19 protein-coding genes are annotated in these 24,877 nt (G+C 75.5%); 7 read left to right on the top strand and 12 right to left on the bottom strand.

Translation table 11 applies throughout. The annotated features are described in order from the left end of the window. Positions 1 to 21: 21 nt before the first annotated feature. From FH715_RS11790 to FH715_RS11775, 4 genes are read right to left on the bottom strand one after another with little or no spacing between them, the layout of a single operon-like run. Entirely contained in the window at positions 22 to 1,740 is a 1,719-nt protein-coding gene (locus FH715_RS11790) for a tetratricopeptide repeat protein (protein ID WP_139644221.1), read from the bottom strand. Beyond that, on the bottom strand, positions 1,734 to 4,268 hold the full coding sequence (locus FH715_RS11785) for a hypothetical protein (RefSeq protein WP_139644219.1): 2,535 nt from the start codon (positions 4,266 to 4,268) through the stop codon (positions 1,734 to 1,736). The genes FH715_RS11790 and FH715_RS11785 overlap by 7 nt, the downstream gene beginning before the upstream one ends. Further along, positions 4,265 to 5,371 carry a hypothetical protein gene (locus FH715_RS11780; RefSeq protein WP_139644216.1) on the bottom strand — a complete coding sequence of 369 codons (1,107 nt, stop codon included), beginning with the start codon at positions 5,369 to 5,371 and terminating at the stop codon, positions 4,265 to 4,267. The genes FH715_RS11785 and FH715_RS11780 overlap by 4 nt, the downstream gene beginning before the upstream one ends. Then, positions 5,368 to 6,681, bottom strand: a complete 1,314-nt coding sequence (locus tag FH715_RS11775) for a hypothetical protein (protein WP_139644214.1) — start codon at positions 6,679 to 6,681, stop codon at positions 5,368 to 5,370. Before FH715_RS11775 ends, FH715_RS11780 begins: the two co-directional genes overlap by 4 nt. 163 nt (positions 6,682 to 6,844) lie before the next feature. On the opposite strand from FH715_RS11775, the gene FH715_RS11770 reads away from it, so the two are divergent. The 3 genes from FH715_RS11770 to FH715_RS11760 all read left to right on the top strand — a co-directional run bounded on the left by FH715_RS11770 (position 6,845) and on the right by FH715_RS11760 (position 10,090). Next, positions 6,845 to 8,182, top strand: coding sequence for a PA2928 family protein (locus FH715_RS11770; protein ID WP_170184706.1), 1,338 nt, complete (start codon positions 6,845 to 6,847; stop codon positions 8,180 to 8,182). A 47-nt stretch (positions 8,183 to 8,229) separates the two neighbouring features. Next, positions 8,230 to 9,009, top strand: coding sequence for a hypothetical protein (locus FH715_RS11765; protein WP_139644209.1), 780 nt, complete (start codon positions 8,230 to 8,232; stop codon positions 9,007 to 9,009). A 157-nt stretch (positions 9,010 to 9,166) separates the two neighbouring features. Continuing rightward, the gene (locus FH715_RS11760; RefSeq protein WP_139644206.1) at positions 9,167 to 10,090 is read left to right on the top strand and encodes a TroA family protein; all 924 of its coding nucleotides are present in this window, start codon (positions 9,167 to 9,169) and stop codon (positions 10,088 to 10,090) included. A gap of 112 nt (positions 10,091 to 10,202) precedes the next feature. On the opposite strand, the gene FH715_RS11755 is transcribed toward FH715_RS11760, so the two are convergent. After that, positions 10,203 to 11,168: a sugar phosphate isomerase/epimerase family protein gene (locus FH715_RS11755; protein ID WP_139644203.1), complete on the bottom strand. Its 966-nt coding sequence runs from the start codon at positions 11,166 to 11,168 to the stop codon at positions 10,203 to 10,205. A 272-nt stretch (positions 11,169 to 11,440) separates the two neighbouring features. Here FH715_RS11755 and FH715_RS11750 point away from each other — a divergent pair, with 272 nt between their 5' ends. From FH715_RS11750 to FH715_RS11740, 3 genes are all read left to right on the top strand, one after another. Next, on the top strand, positions 11,441 to 12,928 hold the full coding sequence (locus FH715_RS11750; RefSeq protein ID WP_246108697.1) for a beta-N-acetylhexosaminidase: 1,488 nt from the start codon (positions 11,441 to 11,443) through the stop codon (positions 12,926 to 12,928). A 321-nt stretch (positions 12,929 to 13,249) separates the two neighbouring features. Beyond that, on the top strand, positions 13,250 to 14,593 hold the full coding sequence (gdhA, locus tag FH715_RS11745; RefSeq protein ID WP_139644198.1) for an NADP-specific glutamate dehydrogenase: 1,344 nt from the start codon (positions 13,250 to 13,252) through the stop codon (positions 14,591 to 14,593). Positions 14,594 to 14,679: 86 nt separating this feature from the next. Beyond that, the gene (locus FH715_RS11740; protein WP_139644195.1) at positions 14,680 to 15,195 is read left to right on the top strand and encodes a DinB family protein; all 516 of its coding nucleotides are present in this window, start codon (positions 14,680 to 14,682) and stop codon (positions 15,193 to 15,195) included. A 31-nt stretch (positions 15,196 to 15,226) separates the two neighbouring features. On the opposite strand, the gene FH715_RS11735 is transcribed toward FH715_RS11740, so the two are convergent. Beyond that, positions 15,227 to 16,345, bottom strand: a complete 1,119-nt coding sequence (locus tag FH715_RS11735; protein WP_139644193.1) for a serine hydrolase domain-containing protein — start codon at positions 16,343 to 16,345, stop codon at positions 15,227 to 15,229. Between the two features lie 167 nt (positions 16,346 to 16,512). Here FH715_RS11735 and FH715_RS11730 point away from each other — a divergent pair, with 167 nt between their 5' ends. Further along, on the top strand, positions 16,513 to 17,220 hold the full coding sequence (locus tag FH715_RS11730) for a TetR/AcrR family transcriptional regulator (protein WP_139644190.1): 708 nt from the start codon (positions 16,513 to 16,515) through the stop codon (positions 17,218 to 17,220). A 315-nt stretch (positions 17,221 to 17,535) separates the two neighbouring features. Here FH715_RS11730 and FH715_RS11725 read toward each other — a convergent pair whose 3' ends face one another. From FH715_RS11725 to FH715_RS11700, 6 genes are read right to left on the bottom strand one after another with little or no spacing between them, the layout of a single operon-like run. After that, on the bottom strand, positions 17,536 to 18,336 hold the full coding sequence (locus tag FH715_RS11725; protein WP_139644187.1) for a methyltransferase domain-containing protein: 801 nt from the start codon (positions 18,334 to 18,336) through the stop codon (positions 17,536 to 17,538). Then, positions 18,336 to 19,925 carry a class I adenylate-forming enzyme family protein gene (locus tag FH715_RS11720; RefSeq protein ID WP_342782170.1) on the bottom strand — a complete coding sequence of 530 codons (1,590 nt, stop codon included), beginning with the start codon at positions 19,923 to 19,925 and terminating at the stop codon, positions 18,336 to 18,338. Before FH715_RS11720 ends, FH715_RS11725 begins: the two co-directional genes overlap by 1 nt. Positions 19,926 to 19,936: 11 nt before the next feature. Next, on the bottom strand, positions 19,937 to 21,304 hold the full coding sequence (locus FH715_RS11715; RefSeq protein WP_246108696.1) for a protoporphyrinogen/coproporphyrinogen oxidase: 1,368 nt from the start codon (positions 21,302 to 21,304) through the stop codon (positions 19,937 to 19,939). Continuing rightward, complete coding sequence (locus FH715_RS11710; RefSeq protein WP_139644184.1) at positions 21,301 to 22,287, bottom strand: UbiA family prenyltransferase; 987 nt, start codon at positions 22,285 to 22,287, stop codon at positions 21,301 to 21,303. Before FH715_RS11710 ends, FH715_RS11715 begins: the two co-directional genes overlap by 4 nt. Continuing rightward, complete coding sequence (locus tag FH715_RS11705) at positions 22,284 to 23,462, bottom strand: DegT/DnrJ/EryC1/StrS family aminotransferase (RefSeq protein WP_139644181.1); 1,179 nt, start codon at positions 23,460 to 23,462, stop codon at positions 22,284 to 22,286. The genes FH715_RS11710 and FH715_RS11705 overlap by 4 nt, the downstream gene beginning before the upstream one ends. Continuing rightward, positions 23,459 to 24,646 carry a DegT/DnrJ/EryC1/StrS family aminotransferase gene (locus tag FH715_RS11700; RefSeq protein ID WP_246108695.1) on the bottom strand — a complete coding sequence of 396 codons (1,188 nt, stop codon included), beginning with the start codon at positions 24,644 to 24,646 and terminating at the stop codon, positions 23,459 to 23,461. Before FH715_RS11700 ends, FH715_RS11705 begins: the two co-directional genes overlap by 4 nt. Between the last annotated feature and the right edge of the window lie 231 nt (positions 24,647 to 24,877).

Here is a 24,877-nt window from a genome sequence, read left to right as displayed (position 1 = left end):
CCCCACCGTTGCCCACTCCGTTCACCACGCGTCGAGTTCGACGGTCGACCGGATCGGCCGGCCGTAGCGCCGCTCGCCGGCCGCGATCCAATCGCCGAGGCCGGGGGCGGCGCTGGCGAAGACCCGCAGCCTCGGCGGCAGTGCCAGCCTCGGCGCCGGGAAGCCGTCGGCCGGGTCCTCGCCGCCGGCGGCCAGCGCCGAGGCGGTGAACGCGCCGGCGACGGCCGGCTCGGCCGGGGCCGGGAACGGCTCGGGAAGCTCGGCGCCGACGGGGGCCCGCGCGCCGATCCTGGCGCGCAGCTCCTCGACGAACGGGGCGCCGCCCGCGCCGGCCGGCGGCCGTTCCGCGTCCAGCGTCGCGGAGGCGGCCAAATGCTCCACCAACTCCAGTGCCAGACGGGGCTGTTCGGCCATCGTGAGCAGCCGGAGCGCCGTCGCCACGGCGGGCCGCGCCACCTCGGTGGTCCACCGTTCCCTGGTCGGTCCCGGCGGGAACGAGTGCCGCAGCGCGTCGGTCGCCAGCGCCGCCGGCAGCCCCACGTCCAGCGCCGACGCCAGCCACTGGCGCCGCAGCGGCGGCAGCCACGCGAAGCGCAGCAGGGCCAACGCCACCCGCGCCCGCCTGGCATCCACCCGCGCCGCCTCGTGCGGCGCCCCCGAGTCGAGGCACAGCGCGCGGGCGGCCAGATAGTGGCGGTCGGAGGCACGGAAACGCAGCCGGCAGGCCGCCAGGTCGCCCGCCAGCAGCTCGCACTCGATCAGCCCCGCGACATCCCCCGTCCGCTCCAGCACCCGGCTCGCGCCGCGCAGCACCCGCCGGGCCCGCCCGACCCTGCCGCTCAGGAACCACGCCAGCGCGAGCCCGAACCGGCAGGCCGCGACCCGGTGTTCGGCGCCGAGCGCGACGTGGGCACGCTCCGCCCGGCGCAGATGCCGCCTGGCCTCGGCGAGCCGCCGCCGGCCGAGCGCCAACCGGGCCAGGTTCTCCTCGGTCAGCGCCCGGGCCGAGGCGTCGCCGCCGAGCGCGTGGAAGTCCTTGGCCAGCGCCAGATGGCGCGCCATGGTCTCGGCGTCGCCGGCGCGCTGGGCGAGCACCGCGAGATTGGTGTGCGCGTGGCCCGCCAGCCGGGGCTCGCGCTCCTCCGCGACCGCCAGCGCCGCCCGCACCTCCGTCTCCGCCTCCGCGTAGCGGCCCAGCGCGATCAGCGCGCAGCCACGCGTGTTGCGCAGGGTGAAGTCCAGCACCGCGTTGCCCGGCCCCGCCGTCGGCAGCGCGACCGCGGCGTCGCAGTCGGCCAGCGCCTCCACGTTCCGCCCCAGCAGCTGGAGCGTCTGCGCGCGGTTGACCAGCACGCTCGCCCGGACCTTCGGGGTGCCGCGGTCCGCGCCCGCCAGCTCCTCGACGCGGTCGCAGCAGGCCAGCGCCAGCCCGGCCAGCCGCAGCGACTCCTCGGGGGCGCCGCGTTCCCCGGCGAGCCCGGCGAGGTTCGCCAGCGCGCGGCAGCGCACGTCGAGCCCCTCGACGTCGCCGTCGACGTCCTCCGTGGCGGCCACCACCCGCTCCAGCAGCCGCACGCCCTCGCGGTAACGGCCCCCGGCCACGGCGCCGGCCGCCTCGTTGACCAGCGAGGCGTGCCCCGACCAGCGCGGACCGTAGCTGGTACCGGTGCGCACCCCCAGCAGCTCCTCGGCGTCCGGCTCCCGTTCGCCGCCGCGCCGGGGCAGCGGCCCGCTCACCACGCGCGGACCGCCTCGGGCGCCCGGACGGGGAAGCCGTAGATCCGCTCCGCCCGTTCCATCCACGGCTCCAGCTCCGACGGCGTCCCGGGCGCCACCCGGACCCGGGGCGGCAGTGCCAGCCGGGGCGCCGGAAACGCCGGGTCACCGCCCGTGGCCAGGCCGATCGCCGCCGCCGTGTAGGAGAGGCGCTCCTCGGTCAACGGCCCGCGACGCGGCAGCGGCACGTCCGCCACGTCGGGCGGCGCCTTCGTGCCAGGCGGCGGGACCGCGCCCCCCGGCGCCCCCGCGCTGAGCGAGGCGGTCGCCGTCAGATGGTCCAGCAGGGCCACGGCCAGGGCCGGCCGGCCGGCGTTGCGCGTCGCCAGCAGCGCCGCGCGCAGCGCGGGCGCCGCGGCGAGCGCCACCCAGCGCTCCCGGTCCCCGCCGGCGGCGAAGAACTGCCGCGCCGCCTCGGCCGCCAGGGCCGCCGGCACGGCCGTCGCCAGCGCGCGCTCCAGCACCGGGCCGCGCTCCTCCGGCGGCAGCGCCGCGGCCCAGCGGGCGTGCGCGTCGGCGCGCCACCAGTCGAGGGTGAGCGCCACGTGCCACCCCTGCGACTCCTCGGCCAAGGCCCGCGCCGCCAGCACCTCGTCGTCGGCCTCGGGGAAGCGCCCCAGCGCGTCGAGCGCGCCGCCCCGCACCTGGTGGAACGCGATCCGGGACAGCGGCGTCGCCTCGGTGCCGAGCGCGGCGCGCGCGGTGTCCAGCAGCGCCAGGCCCTCGGCGGCGCGCCCCGCGCTCACCGCGACGGCCGCCCTGCCGAGGCGGCAGGCCGCGCGCTGGGCGGCGTGCCCCTCGCCCGGCAGCAGCGCCTCCGCCCGGGCGAACCGGACGTCCGCCGTCTCCCAGTCCCCGGCCAGATAGGCGCTGCGGCCCAGGCTCGCCAACGTGGCGGCCTCGCCCCCGGCGTCGCCGAGCACCGCGAACAACTCGCCGGCGAGCGCGAAGCGTTCCTCGCTGGTCGAGGCGTCCCCGAGGGTGCCGGCCAGGTCCGCGAGCAGCACATGGATCCGGGGCGTCAGCGCCGGCACGCGCTCCTGGGCCAGCGCCAGGGCGGAACGCCCGGCCGCGTCGGCCTCGGCGAGCCGGCCCAGCGCTGCGGCCACGGTGGCCCGCACCAGCCGCGCCCACACCTCGACGGTCGGCCGCTCCGCCGCGCCGAGCGAGGGCGACGCGGCGTCCACCCGGTCCAGCTCGGCGAGCGCCTCCCCGTGCCGGCCGGACTCGCGGAGCAGCGCGGCGCGCAGATTCCGCGCCCCGAGCAGCTGGCCGAGCTGCCCGCCGCCCCCACCGCCCCGGTCGCCGTCGCCGGGGCCCCCGCCGCCCTGGTCGCCGTCGCCCCGGTCGTCGTCCGGCGTCTCGGCCACGACGCGTTCCAGCAGCGCGATCGCCTCGTCGGCGAGGTCCAGCGCCGGCCCGAGGGCGCCGGTCGACTCGGCGACGCCGACGCGGTTGAGCAGCACCCCGGCCCGGCAGACCAGGGTGTCCAGGCCGCCGCCCACGGTCCGCGTCGCCCGCTCGGCCGCCGCCAGCAGCTGGTCGGCCTCCTCCAGCCGCCCGCCGAGTGCCAGCCGGACACCCTCCGCGTTGAGCAGGGTGCAACGCCGCCAGCGTGGGGAGAGCGGCCACACCACCGCGGTGGGGCCGGCCCTCATCGTCTCGGCCGACCCGACGGCGAACCGCTCGACGTGCGGCGCCTCCTCGCTCAACTCCTCGCTGAACGCCCGCGGATCGGCGGCGATCGCCCGGAACTGCTCGGCGCTCTCCGGATTTCCGCAGGCCAGCGCCATCCTGGCCAGGTTGTCACACGGGTAGGCGGCCAGCTCGGGATGGTGGGCCAGCGCGATGTCCAACGCGATCAGCGCCTCCTGCTCCGCCTCCTCCAGCTGCCCGGTGAGCATGAACTGCCCGGTGCGCGCGCCGTGCAGCGAGAAGACCAGCAGCGCCGGCGGCGGCTCGGCCAGCGCCCCGGCGCGCGCGAACGCCTCGTCCAGGTCGGCCTCGACACGCTCGGGCCGCCCGGCGAGCGTCCACGCCTGCGCCCGCGCCGTCAGCGTGTTGACCAGCGTCAACGCGGCGTCCGTACGCACCGCTTGGGGCACGGCGAGCCCCGTCCGGACGGTCTCCCCGGCGTCGGGCAGCAGCGAACGGCACAGCCCGATCGCCTCCCCGCACAGCCGTTCCGCCTCCGCCGCCTCACCCGCGCCCTCCGCCACCCCCGCCAGGTTGGCGAGGCTGCGGGCCCGGTGCAGCAGCCCCTCGGCGTCCACGTCCGCCACCCGGGTCTCCGCCTCCGCCTCCCGCAGCCGGGCGCCCGCCTCGGCCAACCGCCCCGCCCCGATCAGGTCGGTGCCCTCGCGGTGCAGGTCGCGCCAGCGGTGCCAGCGGGGCGACGACGGCACGGTCGGCTTCAACCCCAAGGGCTCGTCCCCGTCGCCGCCCCCGTCGGGGACCTCGCCGCCGTCCCCGCCCATGCCGCCCCCGCTCATGCCACCTCCGGATCGACCAGCGCGGCGACCCGTTCGGCGAACGAGTCGCCCCCGGCCGTCAGTCGCTCCTCCGCGTGCAGCAGCACCGGCTCCTGCCGCTCCGCCAACCAGGCGCCGTCCGGCGGCGCCTCGTCCGCCGGCGCGTAGCCCGGCGCCCACACGGTGACCGTGCGCCGGGGCGCCGGCACCAGCAGCGCCGAAGGCGGCACCTCGGCCGCGCCCCCGAACTCGCCACCGTCCTCGCCGGCGTCCAGCGGAAACTCCACCGCGTCCGCGCGCGCCCGCAGCGTCGCGCGGCCCGCCCGTTCGGCGAAGGCCAGCGGCGCCCTGGCCACCGCCACGTCCAGCAGCAACCGCCCCTCGCGCCGCACCAGCGCCCAGCGCAGCTCGGCCGCCGCGTCCACCACCCCCGGCGGCAGCCGCCGCCAGTCCAGCGGCCCGCCGCCGCTCATCGCGGTCACCCCGCCCGCCGGCTCGCCGCCGGCCGCCAGGGCCCAGCCGCCCCGGTCCGCGGCCAGCGGTACCGGCGCCGGCAGCTCGGCGCCGAAGTCGTCGGCGACCTCCGCCAGCCGCTCGGACAACTCCCGCGCCTCCGCGCCCAGTTCACGATGGGAGGCGAGCGCGGCCAACGCGTGCACCGCGGGCGCCGCCCGCCCCAGCAGCCGCGCCACCGCCTCCGGGTCGTCCAGCACCGCCTCCACGTCGGCGGCGACCACGGCCGCCTCCGCCGCCAGCAGCGCCCCCGACAGCGCCGGCACCCGGGCCACATGCGAGGCCGGCCACCACGCCGCGAGCCAGCCCAGCCGCGCGAGCCTCGCCAGCGGCTCGGCCAACGGGCCACCCCCCGGCGGGAGTTCCACCTCCCGCTCGGCGCCTTCCGGCACCGCCAGCAGCGCGTCGGCCGCCGCCCCGTAGACCTGCCACAGCCAGTCGGCGGCCCGCCTTGGATGGTGCACCTCGGCCGAAGGCAGCCGCTGCCCGGCCGGAACGTCCCAGGTCAACACCGCGCCCCCGGCCTCCACCAGCGCGGTCCACTCCGGATGCTCCGGCGCCCGCCCCACCCGCAGCGTCCCCGCCTCGCGCCGCACCCGCGTCCCGCTCATCGCTCACCGCCGTCCGCGACGACGCCGTCCGCGACGACGCCGCCCGCGCGGTCCAACTCCGCGCGCACCCGGTCGCGTTGGTCCATGATGACCGAACGCAGCACCCCGTCCAGCAGATCCCACAGGTCCCCGGCCGCCACCGGCTCGCCGCGCAGCTCCCGGCCGTGTACCCGCACCCACAGCCGCCGCAGATACGCCTCCCGCACCCGGCCCACCGCCTCGCCGGGGCCCCCGCCCTCCCCGCGCGGCAGCCGCAGCGCCCGGTGCACGAACGGCTCCCGCCGCCACCGCGCCGCCAGCCGCGCGCCCGCGTCGCTGCCGGCCTCACCGCCCGGCGCCAGCGCCGTGCTGGCGCGCCGGCCCAGCGCCATCGTCACCCGCGTCGACTCCTCCGCCAACTGCCAGGGCTCCGCCGTGCGTCGCACCTCCTGGACCACCAGCTCGGACAGCCCCGGCATCGACTCGCGGTGGAACGCCGAGGTGAAGCCGGCGAAGAGCCGCTCGAAGACGGAACGGTCGAACGGCGGCGGCAGGCTCCGTTTCGACGCGCTCTCACCCAGCTCCGGCGGCTCGATCCGCTCCCGCAGCGTCAACCCGCAGGCCAGCGCCGCCCCCGGCGGCAGCAGCGAGGCGGCGTCCGCCGCGCCCGCACCCCCGGCCACCAGCGCGTCCAGCGCCGCCCGGTCGGCGCCGCCGGCCACCCCGTCCAGCACCCCGTCCAACGCCGCCGTCAACGCGCCCCGGTCCGGGGCGGGGCGGGCCGCCGGCGCCCGTTCCCACGCGCGGGCCAGCAGGGCCCGCAGCTCCGCCGCGCGCGCCGGCTCCGTGATGTGGCTCCGCAGCGCCGCCACGGTCAACTCGCCGGCGGACTCGCGTATCTCGGCGACCACCTCGCGCGCCACCCGCTCCGCGTCCGCCCCCGGCGGGCCGAGCGTCCCCGCCAGCTCGAAGCACCGCTGGAAGTACAGGTCCTGCGGGTTGCCCTCGGCGATCCGCAGCGTGCGGCGCGCCCGCTTCAGCCGGGTGAACCAGGCGGCGGTCGCGGCCAGTCGGGGCCCGGCCGCGCGCAGCGTGGCACGCAGCTCGTCGACGTCCTCGCCCCGCACCTGGCCCGCGGCGAACCGCGGGTTGAGCACCGGCCGCAGCACCAGCGGATCGAGCAGCAGTTTCACCGTGCGGGCCAGCGGCTGCCCCAACCCGTTGCTCAACGGCGCCAGTTCGGCGCCCAGCTCGGCCCAGACCTCGGCGATCAGCAGTGCCCTGGGCATGGTGGCCGGCGCTTCGGCGGTCAACGCTTCACCCGGGCACATGCCCGCATGGTAACCGGCCGGATCTGCGCGGTGATCCGAAACGCCGGACCCCGAACGCCCGTCGGGGCGCCGGCCGGTGGCCCGCCCGCACGTTTCTGTGATCGGTAGCGCCGAGCGTCCGGAGACGGTGTGACTCCCACAGCCGAACGGGAGGAGCGGGGAGATGCGGAACACGAACGGCGCGGGTGGTGACCAGGGGCGGATCACCTCGCCCTGGGGCACCCCGGACCAGCCCCGGTGGCCGGCGACCGGGCGGCGCGGGCCGCGCTGGGGGCTGCTGGCGCTGCCCACGGTGGTGCTGCCGCTGGGCATCGGCGCCGCGGTGATCGGCGGCGTGATCGCCGGCCATCCCGACCCGGACATCTCCGTCCAGCCCGGGATCGGCCTGGCGGTCACCCCCGCACGCCAGTTGGCGCTGGTGCCCTACGAACGCGACGGCGAGGCGGGCCCGTTCGGACCGTTCGGCGGCGACCCCTGGCAGAAGCGGCTCGCCGCCGTCGACCTGACCACCGGCGAACGGGCGTGGGACGTCCGGCTCTCCAGCGAACTGATCTGGCAGGCCCGGGTGTTGGTCGCCGGCGACACCCACGCCTATCTCGCCACCGACGACGGACTGATGATCGTCGACCTGACCGACGGCTCCCTGGCCGTGGCGCCGGACGAGATCCCCGGCATCGGCGCCGACCACATCGCCTCCGGCGCGGCCTACGGCTACGACAGCGCGCGGGGCGCGGTCGTCGCCATGGACGTGCGGGGGGCCTTCCACACCCTCCCCGTCGGGGAGTTGGCCGCCTCGCCGGCCGACGAGGCGACCACCGACGCCTGGGCCGGCCGGCTCTCCGACGGGCCGATGTCCGTCGAGAGCCGGGCGCTCACCGCCGAGGACGCCTGCGCGGGCGAGGCGGGCCATCTGACGCTGGAGCCCACCACCGCCGCCCGGCCCAGCGGGGCGCTGCTCCTCGACGGGCCGGACGGCGGCAGGGAACTCGGCGGACGGGCCTTCCGCGAGCCGGAGATCCTGCTGGCCGACGGCACCCGGGTGGCCACCGCCGCGCCCGTCGGCGTCGGCGTCGACCCCGGGAACGCCGGGCAGTTGGAGGAGCGGCTGGACGAGCAGCTGGTCCGCGCCCTGAACGGCGGACTCGCCGAACTCCCCCCGCTGCCATGGCCGTTGAACGACGACGGCCCCGGGACCGAGCCGGTGCCGCTGGCGCTCGGCGCCGAGCGGGGTCACGTCCTGGTGCAGGAGGCGGCGGACGCGGTCGGCGACCGCTACCGCCTGGTCGTGGTCTCCCTGGAGACCGGCGAGGTGCTGGCCAGCCGCACCATGCGGTCCCAGGCCGGACCCGCCCTGACCTCCCCCGAGGGCGTCACCGTCCTGCCGGTGACGGACGAGGACGCCCAGTTCCCCGCGCACGACGGGCTGCTGCTGGTCGCCCCCGACGGCACGTTGACCGACGTCACCGTCGGCGAGACCGACTTCTTCGGCAACGTCGACTGACCGCCGCGCGGCCACGAACCCCACGAACGGAACGAGAGGAACCCACCATGAGGTATCTGAACTGGCTGTTCATCGCCGTCGGCGTCGGCCTGACCATCCCCTACGTCCTGACCGGCCTGGAGGCCGACACCCCGATGCCGTGGCTCAACGGCTGGATGGTCGGGCCGATCCTGCTGGTCAGCGTCGTTCCCGTGCTCTTCTCCACCAGCCGGATGCTGGACGGCGCGCTGGGCTCGGGCCCCCCGAGGGAGTTCCGCGACGCGCCCGTCGGCATCGGCACCGTGGTGAGCATGGAACGCACGGGGCTGACGGTCAACGACGCGCCGCAGATGGACATCCTGATGGACGTCGGCACCCTCGACGGCCAGTCCTTCCGCGGCGTGGCCCGGCAGCTGGTCGATCTCAGCGAGCTGAGCCTGATCCGTCCCGGCACGATGCTTCCCGTGCGCTACCTGCCGGGCAGCGACGACGGGCGCGTCGTGATCGCCACCGACGCGCCGCCCGAGGACACGCAGGACGCCATGAACCGGGTCCGGCTCGCCAGGGGCGAGATCACACCCAAGCAGCTGCGGATCGCCGAGAACGGCTACGAGACCCGCGCCGTGGTCCTCCAGACGCGCCCCACCGGCGAGATCAGGGGCGAACACGCGGTGATCGCCTACACCCTGCGGGTCTCCCGCCCCGACGGCTCCACGTTCGACATCACGCAGGAGAAGCCGCTGCCGCCCAGCGTCGTTCCGCACGTGCAGCCGGGCATGGTGGTCCGCGCCCAGTACCTGCCGCACGACGAGTCGGAGGTGCTGGTGATCACGCCGGCCAACGCCTGACCCGGCGGGTCCCGTCCGGGCCGGGCGGGTTCCGGGGGGACAACGGGCACCGCGGTGGGCAGGTATAGCGGATGCGGTGGCACGGGGGCGCGCGGCCGAGGCCGTCGGCGCCCCGCGACCCGTTGGCGCGGACACCACGACCAGGAGGCGCGGACCGATGACGAAGGAGCACACCTCGGGTACCGGGAACGCGGACCGGGGGGAAGGGCGCTGGGAGTTCGAGGACGACCGGGGGGCACGGGTGGCGCTGGACCGGACGCCCCGGAGGGTCGTCGCCTACACCCAGATCGCCGCCGCCCTCTGGGACGAGGGGGTGCGCCCGTTGGGCCACTTCGGCTCGCTGCACGACGGCGACGCGCCGGACCCGGCCAAGTCGGGGCTGCTGCCCCTCGACGAGGTCCCCTACCACGGTCCCGGCGGCGGGCTGCGGGTCGAGGAACTGGTCGCCACCAGCCCCGACCTGCTCGTCGGCGTCACCTACGACGGCAAGCGGCTCTACGGCGTGGAGGAGCCGGTCGCGGAGGAGTTGGAGGCCCGGCTGCCCCTGGTGGCCCTGGACGTCGGCCCCGGCCGGAGCCTGGACGAGGTCTCGGCCCGACTGACCGCGCTGGCCGGCGCGTTGGGCGCGCGGACGGCGGTGCCGGCCGGCGAACTGGCGCGGCGGCTGGACGGCGCGCGGGAACGGCTCCGCGCGGCTGCCGCCGGCGCGCGCGGGGCGCGGGTGCTGGCGCTCTCGCCCGCCGGTCCCGACGCGGCCTATCTGGCGCGCGCCACGGCCTGGCCCGACCTGCGGGCCCTGGCCGAGCACGGGGTGACGCTGGCCACCCCGCCCGAGGGCCCGGGCGCCAACTGGGCCACCGGCGCCTGGTCGGACGCCGCCGCCCTCGACCCGGCGATCGTCCTCGGCGACGTCCGTGGGAACGCGGCCAGGCCGGCGGAGTTCCGCGACAACGAGGGCTGGCTGCGCCTCTCGCGCGGCGCACGGGTGCTGCCCTGGAACCCGGAACTCCCCCCGAGCGCGCTGGCCCAGGCCCGCTTCTTCGACGCGGTGTCCGAGGCACTGGAGTCCCTGCGCGCCTGAACCCGGCCGGGCCGGCCGGGTCGCCGGCCGGCGGGCCCCGCGCGCCGTCGCGCGCGGGGCCACGGCGGGGCGGAGCGGTCGCCCACGCCCCGGCGGCCAGCCGGTCAGCCGGTCAGCGCAGGCCGCGGAGGTAGGCCCAGCCGACGTCCGCGCTGTGCAGCGGGGTCACGTCCGGGGTGTCGTTCTCCACGATGTACTCCCGCACCGTGTGCGCGCGGAAGATCCGGGGGAAGTCGATCATGCCGGTGCCGGGGTCCGAGGTGTCGCCGGTCTCCGGGTCGCGGTCCTTGACGTGGAACTGGAGCACCCGCTGCGGCGCCGACCTGATGACGTCGATCGTGTACTGCTCGGGGTCGTCCACGCCGTCGCCGCTCTCGATGCCGGCGGTGACCGTCCAGTGGATGTCGATCTCCAGGTGCACCAGGCGCGGGTCCAGCTCGCCGGTGAGGATGTCCCACGGCGTCAGCCCGCCGCCGAGGTCCCTGGTGAACTCGTGCGCGTGGTTGTGGTAGCCGTAGCGCAGCCCGTAGCGGCGGGCCCTGGACGCCTCGTGGTTCATCCGCTCGGCGAACCCGCGCCACTCGTCGGCGTCGTCCGAGTCCAGGTAGGGGACGTTGATGTAGGACTGGCCCAGCGTGCGGGCGTCCCGCAGCTTGGTCTCCAGCGCCTCGTCGTCCTCGCTGACCTCGTTGTGGCTTGAGGTGGCGCGGATGCCCAACTCGCGGTAGAAGTCGCGCAGTTCCTCGGCGGTGCGGCCGAAGAAGCCGAGCGCCTGCTCGACCCTGGGGTAGCCGAGCCCGGCGATGTGGCGCAGCGACTCGTCGTAGCCCGGGTCGCCGTTGAGCGCGTCCCGCACGGTGTAGAGCTGGATGCTGATGCGGTTCCTCGGTATCCGTACCCGGCCCCAGCCGCCGCCGGGCCGGGCCTGGGCGGCCGGCGCCGCGGCGACGCCGGTGGCGGCGAGGGCGCCGGCGCCCAACGCGCCGAGGGCGGCGCCGCGCAGCATCGCGCGCCGGCTGGGGGCGCGTCCGGCACGCGCCATCGCGAGGGCTTTTCGGTCGTCGAGTCCGTAGCACATGGGCGAAGTCCTGCCGTTCTTGCGAGGTGCGAATCCTTCGTCGTACACGACGGGCGGGACGCCTGCACCGCGTTCGCCTCGGCCGACAACGTAGAAACGGCTTTGCGCACAGTCAAGAGAAAGTTCCGTCCGCGTCACCAAAAGTCCGTGCCCGTGCCCGTGCCCGTGCCCGTGCCCGTGCCCGCACGGGCCGCGTCGGGGCACCTTGGCACCGGGAGAACGGACGGTTAGCGTCGATGCGGCCCTGCCAGAGATCGACGGGAGTGCGACACGTGACCGATGAGCCGCAGACCACGCCGCCGACCCACGAGGAGACGCCGGCCCTGGTGCCGCGCCCCCAGACGCTGCGGACGCGTCCGGGGAAGTACTGGACCCTCGGCCCCGAGACCGGGGTCACGGGACCTGACGAGGTGACCGCGCTGGCGCGGGAGTCGCTTGACCTGTCCGGTGACCCCACCGGCTCCGGGCCCCGGGTGGAGCTGACGCTGGTGGACGAGCCGGGCCTCGGCCAGGAGGGCTACCGGCTGACCGTCGACGAGAGCGGTGCCCGCGCGCACGCAGGCACCGCCACCGGGCTGGTCTGGGCCGTCCAGACCCTGCGGCAGCTGCTGCGCGGGCGGCGGCTGCCGTTCGTGGAGATCGTGGACCGGCCACGCTACGGCTGGCGCGGCGCGCACCTGGACGTGGCCCGCCACATGCAGCCGCTGTCGTTCCTGTACCGCTTCGTGGACCTGCTGTCGTTGCACAAGCTGAACACCCTGCACCTCCACCTCACCGACGACCAGGGCTGGCGTTTCGAGGTCACCCGCTACCCGAAGCTGACCGAGATCGGCGGGTTCCGCCGTGGCTCGGTCGTCGGGCACAACCGTGACGGGCGCACCAACGACGTGCCGCACGGCGGCAGTTACACCCAGGCGGAGCTGCGCGAGCTGGTGGCCTACGCGGCGCGGCGCGGGGTGCGGATCATGCCGGAGATCGATGCGCCGGGGCACATGCAGGCGGCGATCTCCGCGTACCCGTGGCTCGGCAACCGCCCCGACGCGCGGCTGCCGGTGCGCGTGGAGTGGGGCATCTCCCGCCATGTGCTCAACGCCCGCGAGCGCACGGTGGAGTTCGTCCGCGACGTGCTGGACGAGCTGGTGGACGTCTTCCCGTGCGAGTTCGTCCACATCGGCGGCGACGAGGTGCCGACCGACGAGTGGCTGGCCAGCCCCGAGGCGAGGGAGCGGGCGGCGGCCGAACGGCTCGGCGGCCCCGAGGAGTTGCTGGGCTGGTGGGCCCGCAGGCTCGCCTCGCACCTGGCCGGGCACGGGCGCCGGGTCGCCGTCTGGGACGAGCTGCTGGAGCAGGGCGTTCCGGAGGGCGCGATCGTCTTCGCCTGGCAGAACGAGGAGCGGGTCGCGCTCGCCGAGCGCGCCGGACACGAGCTGGTGGCCGTTCCCCAGCAGCACACCTATCTGGACTACGCGGAGGCCGAGGGGCCCGACGAGCCCCTGGCCATCGGCGGCGGGCTGCCGCTGTCGAAGGTCCACGCCTACCGCCCGCCGAAGTCGGCGCTCGGCGTCCAGGGCCAGCTGTGGAGCGAGTACCTGCCCACCCCCGAGGCCGTCGAGTGGCGCGCCTTCCCCCGGCTGGCGGCGATCGCGGAGACCGGCTGGTCGGCCGAGGACGAGCGGGATCCCGCGGACTTCGACCGCAGGCTCCGCGGCCATCTGCCGCTGCTGGACGCCCTGGGCGTCCACTACCGCCCCCTCGACTGACGGCACCGCCCCTCCGCCCCGCCCGGCCGCACCAGGCCGGGCGGGGCGTCGCGTTCCGGCCGCGGCGGTCTCTGCCCCAGGGTCCGCCGGGGCGGGAGCCGGCCGCGGCGGGCGTGCCGCGAGACGGGGGAACGCGCCCCGTGCGGCGCCCCTTCTCGGCCTCCACCTGGCTGTATACAGTGGCCGATGTTGTGAGCTCGTCCAGGCAACGGCGCCTGGCAGGCACCGTTGGGCGCACCGTGGCGGGCGCGGGTCCGCACGGTCGTTTCCGGCCGCCCGCGCGGCGGGGCACGTGATTGCCAGGACAGGAGTGGGTTCGTCATGCCGTTGCACGAGAAGTCGGAGGCCGTCTACGCCGAGGTGCTCGCCCGCAACCCCGGGGAGGAGGAGTTCCACCAGGCGGTGCGCGAGGTGCTGGAGAGCATCGGCCCGGTACTCGGCAAGCACCCCCGCTACACCGACGCCAAGATCGTCGCCCGGCTCTGCGAGCCCGAGCGCCAGATCATCTTCCGGGTGCCGTGGGAGGACGACCGGGGCGAGATCCACATCAACCGGGGCTTCCGCGTCGAGTTCAACAGCACGCTCGGCCCCTACAAGGGCGGGCTGCGCTTCCACCCCTCCGTGCGGCTGGGCACCGTCAAGTTCCTCGGCTTCGAGCAGATCTTCAAGAACGCCCTCACCGGGCTGCCCATCGGCGGCGGCAAGGGCGGCGCGGACTTCGACCCCAAGGGCCGCTCGGACCGCGAGGTGATGCGGTTCTGCCAGAGCTTCATGACCGAACTCCACCGCCACGTGGGGGAGTACACCGACGTGCCGGCCGGTGACGTGGGCGTCGGCGGCCGGGAGATCGGCTATCTCTTCGGGCAGTACAAGCGGATCACCAACCGCTACGAGTCGGGCGTGCTCACCGGCAAGGGCCTGACCTACGGCGGCGCCCAGGTGCGCTCCGAGGCGACCGGCTACGGCTGCGTGTTCTTCGTCCAGGAGATGCTGCTGGCCAGGGGCGACTCCCTGGAGGGCAAGACCGTCGCCGTCTCCGGCTCCGGCAACGTCGCGATCTACGCCACCGAGAAGGCGCACCAGCTCGGCGCCCGGGTCGTCGCCTGCTCCGACTCGGGCGGCTATGTCCACGACCCCAAGGGCATCGACGTCGCGCTCCTGAAGGAGATCAAGGAGGTCCGCAGGGAGCGGCTGACCGCCTACGCGGAGGCCGTGCCGGACGCGCGCTACGTCCCCGACCGGAGCGTGTGGGAGGTGCCGTGCGACGTGGCGATGCCGTGCGCCACCCAGAACGAGATCACCGGCCGGGAGGCCAAGGCCCTGGTCGAGAACGGCTGCGTCGCGGTCGGCGAGGGCGCCAACATGCCCACCACCCCGGAGGGCATCAGGGTCTTCCAGGACGCGGGGCTCGCCTACGGCCCCGGCAAGGCGGCCAACGCGGGCGGCGTCGCCACCTCCGCGCTGGAGATGCAGCAGAACGCCTCCCGCGACTCCTGGAGCTTCGAGTACTCCGAGCAGCGGCTCCAGGACATCATGCGCGGCATCCACGCCAGCTGCGCGCGGACCGCCGAGGAGTACGGGATGCCGGGCAACTACGTGGCCGGCGCCAACATCGCCGCCTACACCAAGGTCGCCGACGCGATGCTCGCGCTCGGGCTGATCTGACGGCGGGCTCGTTTCCGGCGAAGTGCCGCCGCGCACGGGGGAAAACCCGGTGCGCGGCGGCCCGCCGCCCGTTAGCGTCCTCGCGCATGACCTCACCCCGTAGCCGTCCGCCCTTCGTCGCGGACGAACGCACCCAACTGCTCGGCTGGCTCGACCTCCAGCGGGACATCGTCCGCTGGAAGGCGGAGGGACTGACCGAGGAGCAGGCCCGCCAGCCGGTGCTGCCCGCCTCGCCGCTGATGACCGTCGCCGGGATCCTCTCCCATCTGCGATGGGTCGAGCGCACCTGGTTCGAGGTGCTCTTCCTCGGCGGCTCGACCGAGGGGAACCCGCAGTTCGTCGACGAGCCGGAGGACGCCGACATGCGGGCCGAGGGCGTCCCCCTGGAGCGGCTGGTGGAGGAGTACCGCGCGCAGTGCGCGGTCTCCAACGCCATCGTGGCCGAGCACTCCCTGGACGAGACCGGCCGCCACCCCGACGTCTCCAGCTCCGCGGCCACGCTGCGCTGGATGCTGCTGCACATGCTGGAGGAGACCGCCCGGCACGCCGGCCACCTGGACGCCGTCCGCGAACTGCTCGACGGGCGCGTCGGCTACTGGTGAGCCGACAGCGCCGGTTCGCCCACCGGCCCGGTCAGCCGTACAACGCCAGGCGGTGGAAGCGCGCGAGCGCGTCGTCGACGGGGTGGGGCGTCGGCCTGCCGGAGGAGTCGATCCGGTTCCACCGCTGGAGGTTCACGGCGACGGCCATCTGCCGCTCGCCGTCCGCCCGGATCATGGCCAGTGTTCCCCCGCCCCAGACCGTGCCGCCGTGGCCCCAGAAGGCGCCCGGTTCCGCGCCCTCCATCGGGTGCAGGCCGAGGCCGTAGTCGATCGGCCTGCCGTCCTGGGAGATGACCGGGCCGACGCGGCGCATCCGCGCCAGTGACGACGGGCTGACGATCTCCCCCGCCAGCAGCAGGCGGTAGAAGCGGTTGAGGTCGGCGACGGTCGATATCAGGGAGGCCGCCGGCCCCGCGTAGGACATGTCGCAGACGCTGTGGTCGCGCGGTGGGTCGATCATGCCGAACCACGCCTCGTAGAGCCGCGAGTGCGGTCCTTCGATGTGGGGGCCGGTGGGGAACGTGGTGTCCCGGAGCCCGGCGCGCTCGATGACCTCGCGGGTGATGTGGCGCTCGGCCTCGGTGCCCGTCACCTCCTCCAGGAGTCGGGCCAGGAGCAGGTAGTTGGTGTTGGAGTACACCCCGGGGGCGCCGCCCGGTGTGCCGACGGCGGGCGCGGCGACCCCCATCCCGATCAGTTCGACGGGGTCGAACCGGGTGAACCGGTGGTCCTCCAGGCTCTGGGGCCCGGTGTCAGCGACGACGGGCATCCCCTTCAGGGACGGGTAGGCGTAGGGGAGGAACTCCGCGAGGCCGCTGGTGTGGTTGATCAGCATCCGGACCGTGATCGCCTCCCCGCGTGCTCCGGGGACCAGCTCCGGCAGGTACCGGCCGATCGGTGCGTCCAGAGCGATCCGGCCGCCCTCGACCAGCCGGAGGACCGCCGCGGCCACGAAGGTCTTGGTGACGCTGCCGACCCGGTGCCGCATGTCCGCGGTGACGGGGCGGCCGGTGGCGACGTCGGCGACCCCGGCGGCGCCCCGCCAGACCTCTTCGCCGTCCCGCACCTCGGCGAACAGGCCCGGCACACCGGCGCGGTGGACGTCCTCGATGGCGGCGTCCAGCGCCGCCGGATCCAGTGGGTTCCTCACGTCATGCGTCCTCTCGTCTTTCCCCGGGCAGCTCCGCGACGGCCGCCCGGCCCGGGGTGGCGGGGGCGTGCGGCACGCTCGTTCGCCCTCATTATGCACGCACCGCGTGCAATGGTGCGTGCGATGGCGCGTGCAAAGGGTAGGGTGGGGCCGACGAGAGGGGCGAGATGGCAGCTCGAAGGCGCTGGACGAGCGAGGAGATCCTGGACGCGGCAGCGGAGTTGCTGCGCACGGACGACGCGGAGTCGTTCAGCGTGCGCAAGCTCGCCGCGACCCTCGGGACCGACTCCTCCAGCCTCTACCGCCACTTCCGCAGCAGGACCGAACTGCTGCGCGCGGTCGCCGACCGGATCCTGCTGGCGTCCATGGACGGCTACCGCGCCGAGGGCGACTGGAAGCAGCGCATCACCGCGCTGGCCCTGCGCGTGCGAGAGGCGTTCGGGCGGCAGCCCCAGCTCGCCGCGGTCTGGGGACGCTACGCGTCGGGAGGCGCCGGTTCCCGGCTGGTGATGGAGGAGGTGCTGGAGGCGCTGCGCGCGTCCGGGTTGCCCGACGAGGAGGTCCCGGCGCGCTACCACCGGCTCGCCGTCCTCATCGTGGCGTTGATCACCTCCGAGGCCGGAGTCGACACCCTCACCCGCGAGGAGCACGAGCAGGGCATGGAGCTGTTCCGCGTCGCGGTGTTCGGCGCCGACCCCGAACGCTTCCCCGCCCTGGCCCACTTCGCCCGCGACGTCCGCCCCCTCGGTGCGGACCGCCACACCGCGTTCGAGGAGATCCTCGCCGCCCATCTCACCCACATCGAGGCCGCGATCCGCCCGCGCCAGGGGCTGTCGCCCCAAGACGGCGGCGCGGCCCCGGGACTGACCGAGTGACCGGGCAACAACACGCCCGGAGCGGCTCAGCCGGCCGCCGTCGAGAAGGCCCTGCCCCACGACAGCCGGGGTGATCTCCCGAGGCGACCGGTCAGCCGACCCGTTGACCAGTGGTCGGCTTGCCACGTGCCAACTGGTCGACTGGTCAACGGGCCAGCGGGGCAACGGGACGAGACTGGTCAATTGGTCAGCGGACCAGCGGACCAGCGGGGCGACTGGTCAGCGGGTCAACTGGTCAGCGGGGCGACTGGCCAACTGGCCAACGGACGGCTGGTCAGACGGCTGGTAGGTCCGCCGGGCGGCCGGCCGCCGGGCTCAGACCGGCGGTCGGCGGCCGTGCACCGAGTAGAAGAGGCTGGAGCAGGCGCGGAACGACGGGTCGCACATCAGCTCCCGCACCGCCGTCACCTCCGCCTCCGTCATTCCGGCGGCCACCAGCCGGTCCACCAGGTGGTAGGTGTGGTGGATCTGGAGCCGCAGGCTGGCCGTCTCCGGAGTGCGCAGCTCGACGTGCGGGCGGGGGTCGATCCCCACCAGCCCGACCGCCCGCATCGACGCCGCGACCTCCCGCCCCCAGCGCGGATCGGCGCCGGCGGCGCGCAGCGCCTCGTCCTTGGCGGCCAGAAAGCGCCGGTAGAGCCGCTCCGCCTCCGGGTCGGGAAGCAGCAGCGGCGCCTCGGCCGAGATGTCGTACTCGTCGATCTGGAGCCAGCCGCCGGGCGCCAGCGCCCCGGCCAGCCGGGCCAGCACCTTCTCCCGCTCCGGCAGGTGCTGGAGCACCAGCCGGGAGACGATCAGGTCGAACTCGCCCTCCGGCAGCGGGTCGTGGACCACGTCGTGGGCCAGGTACCGCAGCCCGGCCGTGGGCGGCGCGTCCGGGGGCCGCAGATCGGTGGCGATCACCTCGCCCTCCGGCGCGACCCGCTCGGCCAGCCAGCGGGCCAGCGAGCCGCCACCCGTGCCGATCTCCAGGCAGCGCCAGCCCCGGGTGACACCGGTGGCGGCCAGCCGGGGCAGCGACATCCCGTCGCAGGCGGCGGCCAACCAGCGCATCTGGTGCCCGACCCGTCTCGGGTCCGGGGCGAACGCGTAGCCGGGCGCGGGGAGTCGGCCCATCAGGTCCACCGCCCCGTGCCGGCGGCCTCGGAACTGCCGGTCAGCTGCTCCAGCAGCGCGTGCCGGCGCACCTTGCCGGTCCCGGTGCGGGGGATCGTGTCGTCGGCGCGCGCCACCGGCTCGGCCAGCGGCGGCAGGTCGACGGTCGCCCGCTTGAACGCCTCGGCGTCGAAGCCGCCGTCGGCCGTCACCAGCACCGGCAGCGGGTCGCGGCCCGGCGGGGTGAGCACCACGCACTCCAGCAGCCAGGGCAGCCGGTCCTCCAGGACGTCCTCCAGCGCCAGACAGCTCAGCCCGGGCGCGTGGTCCACCTCCCGGTCCAGCAGCCGCACCGCGCCCAGGCGGTCGCGGACCCCGATGTCACCGGTGTTCCACCAGCCGTCGCGCTCCTTGGCCTGCCAGCGTTCCTCCTCGCCTACGTAGCCCGGCGACCGGGCGCCGGTGCGGGCCAGCAGCAGCCCGGGCCGCCCGGCGGGCAGCGGCGCCATGGTGCCGGGGTCCACGACCCGCAGCCGGGTCTTGAAGGGCACGGGGTGGCCGAGGTCGCGCGCGTCGCCGTCCCTGCCGCCGCGCAGCGAACGGCGGGTGTGGAAGCGGAAGGTGAGCGGCCCGGTCTCGGTCTGGCCCCAGCCCTGCATCCACACCGCGTCCCGCCGCCCGGTCCCGCCGAGGAACGCGCGCAGCGTCGGCGGGTGGACCGCGTCGTAGGTGGAGACGAAGAGCCGTGTCCGCCGGAACGGGTGGTCGAGTCGACCGGTCAGCGACCGCAGCCGGTTGAAGACGTCGGGCAACGCCTCGAACACCGTCGGCGGGTGATCTCGTAGGAAGAGGTCGGTTTCCTGGGGGGACCGGGAGGTGACCACCGCGATCTCGCGCGGCGCCAGGCAGAGCACGCTGGCCGTCCAGCAGAAGGTGCGGCCGTGCGCGTAGGAACTGGCGTTGACCACCGTGTCGTCGCGCCGCACCCCGATCCTCGGGTAGCGGAACGACTCGAACCTGGCCAGCTTGTGGATGATGGTCCGCGTGGAGTGGCCGACCAGCTTCGGCACCCCGGTGGTTCCCGAGGTGTGGTTGATGACCAGCATGGCGCCCGGGTCCCTGCGGCGCGGCCCCGGGGCCCGCGCGCCGCGCACCTCGTCCACGGCGACGGCGCCCTCCGCCGGGGCGTCGAGCACCACGGTGCGCCCGGCGTGGAGCGCCGGGTCCTCGCCCGCGGCGCGGTGCCGCTCCAGCAGCGCCGCCGTGGTGACCAGCAGCCGGGGTGTCAACCTGACCAGTAGAGGGATCAGTTGACCAGTGTCCAGGTGTGCCGAGAGCTGGGCAGGCACCGCGCCCAGCCGGATCGCGGCGCAGGCCAGCAGGTCGTAGTCCCAGTGGTTGTCCTTGACGATGGCCAGCCGGTCGCCCCGGCCAAGACCGGCGGCGGCCAACCAGCCTGACGTCTCCTCGACCAGCGCCGCCAGCTGTGCCAGGTCGTGGGTGACGGCGCCGGCTCCCGGCAGGTCGAACGGCCGGTCCAGATGGACCAGCGTGGCCGCGCCCCTGCTGGCGCACGTCTCGAAGAGCGTCCCCATGTCGTCGGGTCGCAACGGTGAACTCCTCAGCTCTGGTGGTAAGGGACCGGGGGCGGCGCGCCGTCGAGCCGGGCCAGCACCCGGGCGGCGGCCAGCGCCGCCGAGCGCACCGCGCCCTCGCTCGCCGGGCGCAGCAGCACCCAGTCCCCGGCGTACTCGACCGGCCCCGGCGGCCGTTGATGGAAGGCGCCGCGCCGCCGCAGCGCCGTCGGCGTCGCCTCTGGCAGCCCGTGCGGGAAGGCGTGCACCCACGCGTCGGTGCGGGCCGCGCGCAGCCCGGGCAGAAACCGTTCGCCCGCCTCGGTCAGCCGTTCCACGGCCTCCTGCGGCGGCGCCTCCAGCAGCGCCGGCAGCTGCCGGGGGCTGGCGATCAGGCTGACCAGTCCCCGGCCCGGCGGCACCCGACCCGGGTGCTTGGCGTGGTCGAGCACGAGGCCCGCCAGCGTCTCCTCCTCGACGCGCGGGGTGAGCAGCGCGTAGAGCGAACGGCCGCCGCGCGGCGTCAGCGGGCGGCTCAGCGCGCAACTCACCTTCAGCATGGGGGAGAAGGTGCACGCCTGGAGGAACGCGCGTTCCTCCGCACGGGGGTTGGCGTGCAGCCGCGCCGCCACCGGGGCCGGCACCGCCAGCACGACGGCCCGCGCCGTCCAGCTCCGCTCGCCGACCTCCAGCCGGGCCAGTTCGCCGTCGACCGCCACCCGGCGCACCGGCGTTCCCGTCGTCACGTCGAGCCCGGCGGCCAGCCGGCGGGCCACCAGGTCCATGCCGCCCCGGTAGGTGCGCCACGCCGACACCGGCCCCACCTCCCGCAGCAGCCCGACGGCGGGCGCCGCGCACGACCTGTCCGGGTCCCAGCCGAAGAACGCGCCGGTCAACGGCTGAAAGAGATGGGAGTGCAGCTCCGGGTGGTAGCGCCGGGCGAACTCGGTCACGGTCAGCGCGCCCAGCGGCCCGTGCTCGGGGCGGTCCGGGTCCAACTCCCGGCTGTGCCGGGCCGCCCAGGCCAGAAAGCGCACCAGGTCCAGCCGCGCCCTCGGCGAGAGCCCGGCGCCGGTCAGCGGCGCCAGCGGCGAGCCCACTCCCGGGTGGGCGCGCCCGCCGCGCCAGACCCCGACCGCCCGGCCGATCACCGGCACCTCCGGCGGGCGCAGCCCGAGTCGCCGCACCAGCTGCCAGGTCGCCCGGTATCCGTGCGCCGAGATCTGCTCCGCGCCCTCGTCCACGGTGAAGCCGGCGCGGCGCAGCGTCCGCATCCGGCCGCCGACCCGGTCCAGCGACTCGAAGACCCGCACCGAACGCCCCGCCCTGCGCAGCTCCGCGGCCACGCTCAGCCCGGCGATCCCCGCGCCGACGACGGCCACGTCCAGCTCCGCGCCGGAGCCGGTCGCGCTCACGCGAGCACCCCGGCGCCCAGCGCCAGGTTGACGCCGATCAGCAGCACGGTCGCCAGCCGGTGGGCCGCGAAGCCCATCCGGCGGGCGCGCATGATGTCCCCGTGGACGAAGCCGGTGCGGTACTGCCGGGCCCGGACCGCCGTGACCGGCAGCATCGCCAGCACGAACCACCAGGGCGCGATCCCGGTGAGCGAGGCGCCGGCGGCGACCGCGAACTCGCCTACGGACAGGGCCAGTACGAACCGCGCGTTGCCCCGGGGCGAGGCCAGCGCCGCCACGGTGCGCCGGCCGACGGCGCGGTCCCCCGCGATGTCGTTGGTGTTGGAGTAGACCCCGAAGAGCAGCGGCCCCGCGCCGAAGAGCACGCCCTGGACCAGCAGGAACCCCGAGAACGAGCCGGTGACCAGCGCGTGCGGCGCGACCACGAGGCCGGCGCCGAGGCCGCAGAGAAAGACCTCCTGGAAGCCGTGGTAGCTGACCTTCAGCCCGTAGGAGTACTGGAGCGAGACCACCAGCAGCGCGGCCGTCAGCCCCAGCGCCCACCCGGGGCGGTGCGGCGCCGCGAGCGCCGCCGCCCCCCACAGCGCGGCTCCGGCCGTGGCGCTTCCCCAGGCGAACAGGTGCGCCTGACGGAGCGTCAGCGTGCCGGCCACCAGCGGCTTGCGCAGGATGTTGCGCAGCGGATGGTCGGGGCCGTAGTTCGCCGCGTCGCTGCCGTCGTGGTAGCCGGTGATGTCGTCGAGCGCGACCATCGCCATGACCACGCACACCTCGCCGAGCAGGAAGAGCGCGAACGCCGCCACCGCGCCGGCCGGGAGGTCGTCCCAGGGCAGCAGCACGGCCGACAGGGCGACGGCGATGCTCGGGTAGTAGTCGTAGACGTCCAGCTTGCCGAGCCGGGCGAAGGCGCGCAGCCGGCTCTCGGCGGGCCGTGCGGGGGATGGCTGAGCCGGGGAGGGCGTTCCGGTCAGGGACTGTGTCATCGGTGGGTGGACTCCGGGTCGCGGGAAGGGGCGGGAACGGCGGTGGCCGGCCGCTCGGCGAAGCGCCGCACGGCGTCGACGACCCGGGCCAGCTGGGCGTCGGTGAGGTCCGGGTGGAGCGGCAGCGAGAGCATCCGGTCCGCGGCCGACTCCGCTCGCGGCCAGCGCGCCCCCTCGGGGGCGAACGGGCGGAACGCGGCGTGCCGCGGCAGCGCGCGCGGGTAGTAGACATGGCTGTCCACCCCGTCCTCGCGCAGCGCTCGGGCCAGGCCCTCGCGGTCGTCGGCGAGCACCGTGTACACGTAGCCGAACCGGCCGTCGCGGCCGGACGGCGGGGCGAGGACGCCACGCCCGGCGAGCGGCGCGAGCGACGCGTCGTAGCGGTCGACGAGTTGGGCCCGTCGCGCCAACCGTGCGGCCAGGTCGGGGAGTCGGGCGAGCTGCACGCGGGCCTGCACCTCGTCGAAGCGGCTGTTGTGGCCGACCGCGCGGTGCCGGAAGCGTTCGCCCTCGGCCTGCCCGTGGTTGCGCGACAGCCGTACCCGCGCGGCCAGTTCGGGGTCGCGCGTCACCACGACGCCGCCCTCGCCCGGCATCCCGAACGTCTTCACCTGGACGAAGGAGTAGAGGCCGACGTCGCCCCACAGCCCGGCGGGCACGCCGTCGAGCACCGCGCCCTGGGCGACCGCCGAGTCCTCCAGCAGCCGCAGCCTATGACGGTCCGTCAGCGCGCGCAGGCGTGGCATGTCGGCCATCGTCGAGAACAGATGGGCCGGCACCACCGCCCGCGTGCGGCCGGTCACCCGGCGCTCGGCGTCCTCCGGGTCCATGGTCAGCGTGACCGGGTCGACGTCGGCGAAGACGGGGACGGCGCCCAGCGCGACCGGGGCAGCGGCCAGCGGGGCGCAGCCCAGCGCGGGCACCACCACCTCGTCGCCCCGGCCCACGCCGAGCGCGGACAGCGCCATGACCAGCGCGCCGGTGCCGCTGCCGCAGGCCACCACGTGGGCGCCGGAGAGTTCCCGGGAGAGGGCGTCCTCCAGGGCGCGGGTGTGCGCGCCGAGAAGGAAACGCTGCTCCGGCGCGGTGCCGACCTCGTGGATCAGCTCCAGGATCCGCGCGCGCTCCTCCTCGAAGAGGCGCGGCGAGAAGAACGGCACGGTCCACCCGCTCATCGCCCACCCCCGAGGGGAAAGGCGGCGATCGCGTCGCAGACCCGGTCCAGCTGGTCGGACGTCAGGTCCGGGTAGAGCGGCAGCGCCAGGGCGTGCCGGCTGGCCCTCTCGGCGACGGGGAACGCGCCCTGGCCCGTGGCGAGTTCGGCGAAGCACGGCTGCCGGTGCAGCGGCACGGGGTAGTAGGTCTCGGTGCCGATGCCCCGCCCGGCGAGATGCGCGGCGAGGGCGTCGCGTTCCTCCACCTCGACGAGATAGACGTAGAACACCCCGCGCTCGCCCGGGCCCTCGGGATGCGGCTCGGGCAGCCGCCGCACGCCGGGCAGGCCGCGCAGCCGCTCGCCGTAGGCGGCGGCCAGTTCGGCGCGGCGGGCGATCGCCGCCTCCAGCTCCGGCAGCTTGGCGCGCAGCACCGCCGCCTGGATGTCGTCCATCTTGCTGTTGATCCCGGGCAGCGCCGTCTCGTGCGCGATCCCGGGGAAGTGCGCGAGGGTGCGGCCGAGCCGGCCGTGGTGGCGCAGCGCGCCGACGGTCTCGGCCAGCTCCGGGTCGTCGGTGAGTACCGCCCCGGCGTCGCCGATGGCGCCCAGGGTCTTGCTGGGGAAGAACGACAGCACGCCGCCGCGCCCGTGCAGCCCGGCGTGCGTGCCGGCCTGCCGCATCCCGATCGCCTCGGCGCTGTCCTCCACCACGACCAGCCCGTGTTCCCGCGCGATCGCGCCGAGCGCCGCCATGTCGGCCTGCCGATGGAAGAGATGGGTGGGCATGACGAAGCGGCTCTCCGGCGTGATCGCGGCGCGCAGCGCTTCCGGGGCCATGGCGTAGCCGACCGGGTCGATGTCGACGAACTGCGGCCTGCCGCCGGCCAGTACGACGGAGGACGCGGTGGCGACGAAGGAGTAGGCCGGCACCAGCACCCCGTCCCCGGGGCGCAGCCCGCACGCCCGCAGCAGCAGCACCAGCGCGTCGGTCCCGCTGTTGACCCCGAGCACGTGGCCGGCTCCCGTGTAGTCGGCCAACTCCCTTTCAAGCGCGGCGACCTGCGCGCCGTGCGAGAACTTTCCGTCGTCGAAGACCTCGTGCAGACGGTCCGTTATCGCGGGCCAGAGCCGGTCGAAGGTGGCGGCCTGCGAGAAGAACGCGACCTCTTCGGGTATTGCGCGCGAGGAATTCCTCGAAACCAAGGGAAGCCAACCGGAGATGGGAGGGGCAACGGGGGGCCCGGGCGTGCGGCGCGGGGCGCTCGGACCCGCCGGGGCCGCCCCAACGTATAGCCCGGCGCCGCCTCTCTCGTGCCGCCTCCGGTGTGATTCACCCTTTGAGGTATCAGCTGTTGGCATTACTTGACACCCTGCGGGGGCTGCTGTGAAAGTCACCCCCGTGCTTTCCCCGGTGGGCCTCCCGCGTCCCGTCGA

The sequence above is a fragment of the Streptomyces sedi genome (genome assembly GCF_006335015.1).
Classification (GTDB): domain Bacteria; phylum Actinomycetota; class Actinomycetes; order Streptomycetales; family Streptomycetaceae; genus Streptomyces; species Streptomyces sedi.
The sequence above is the reverse complement of the archived record's forward strand: the minus strand, read 5'-3'. Positions and strand labels throughout refer to the sequence as shown.

What these genes read in the sequence shown, in the direction of transcription:
- FH715_RS11755 (WP_139644203.1), bottom strand. Translation starts at nt 11,168, where the DNA reads ATGTGCTACGGACTCGACGACCGAAAAGCCCTCGCGATGGCGCGTGCC.
- FH715_RS11760 (WP_139644206.1), top strand. Translation starts at nt 9,167, where the DNA reads ATGACGAAGGAGCACACCTCGGGTACCGGGAACGCGGACCGGGGGGAA.
- gdhA (WP_139644198.1), top strand. Translation starts at nt 13,250, where the DNA reads ATGCCGTTGCACGAGAAGTCGGAGGCCGTCTACGCCGAGGTGCTCGCC.
- FH715_RS11780 (WP_139644216.1), bottom strand. Translation starts at nt 5,371, where the DNA reads ATGAGCGGGACGCGGGTGCGGCGCGAGGCGGGGACGCTGCGGGTGGGG.
- FH715_RS11785 (WP_139644219.1), bottom strand. Translation starts at nt 4,268, where the DNA reads ATGAGCGGGGGCGGCATGGGCGGGGACGGCGGCGAGGTCCCCGACGGG.
- FH715_RS11710 (WP_139644184.1), bottom strand. Translation starts at nt 22,287, where the DNA reads ATGACACAGTCCCTGACCGGAACGCCCTCCCCGGCTCAGCCATCCCCC.
- FH715_RS11740 (WP_139644195.1), top strand. Translation starts at nt 14,680, where the DNA reads ATGACCTCACCCCGTAGCCGTCCGCCCTTCGTCGCGGACGAACGCACC.
- FH715_RS11705 (WP_139644181.1), bottom strand. Translation starts at nt 23,462, where the DNA reads ATGAGCGGGTGGACCGTGCCGTTCTTCTCGCCGCGCCTCTTCGAGGAG.
- FH715_RS11775 (WP_139644214.1), bottom strand. Translation starts at nt 6,681, where the DNA reads ATGTGCCCGGGTGAAGCGTTGACCGCCGAAGCGCCGGCCACCATGCCC.
- FH715_RS11725 (WP_139644187.1), bottom strand. Translation starts at nt 18,336, where the DNA reads ATGGGCCGACTCCCCGCGCCCGGCTACGCGTTCGCCCCGGACCCGAGA.
- FH715_RS11770 (WP_170184706.1), top strand. Translation starts at nt 6,845, where the DNA reads ATGCGGAACACGAACGGCGCGGGTGGTGACCAGGGGCGGATCACCTCG.
- FH715_RS11730 (WP_139644190.1), top strand. Translation starts at nt 16,513, where the DNA reads ATGGCAGCTCGAAGGCGCTGGACGAGCGAGGAGATCCTGGACGCGGCA.
- FH715_RS11765 (WP_139644209.1), top strand. Translation starts at nt 8,230, where the DNA reads ATGAGGTATCTGAACTGGCTGTTCATCGCCGTCGGCGTCGGCCTGACC.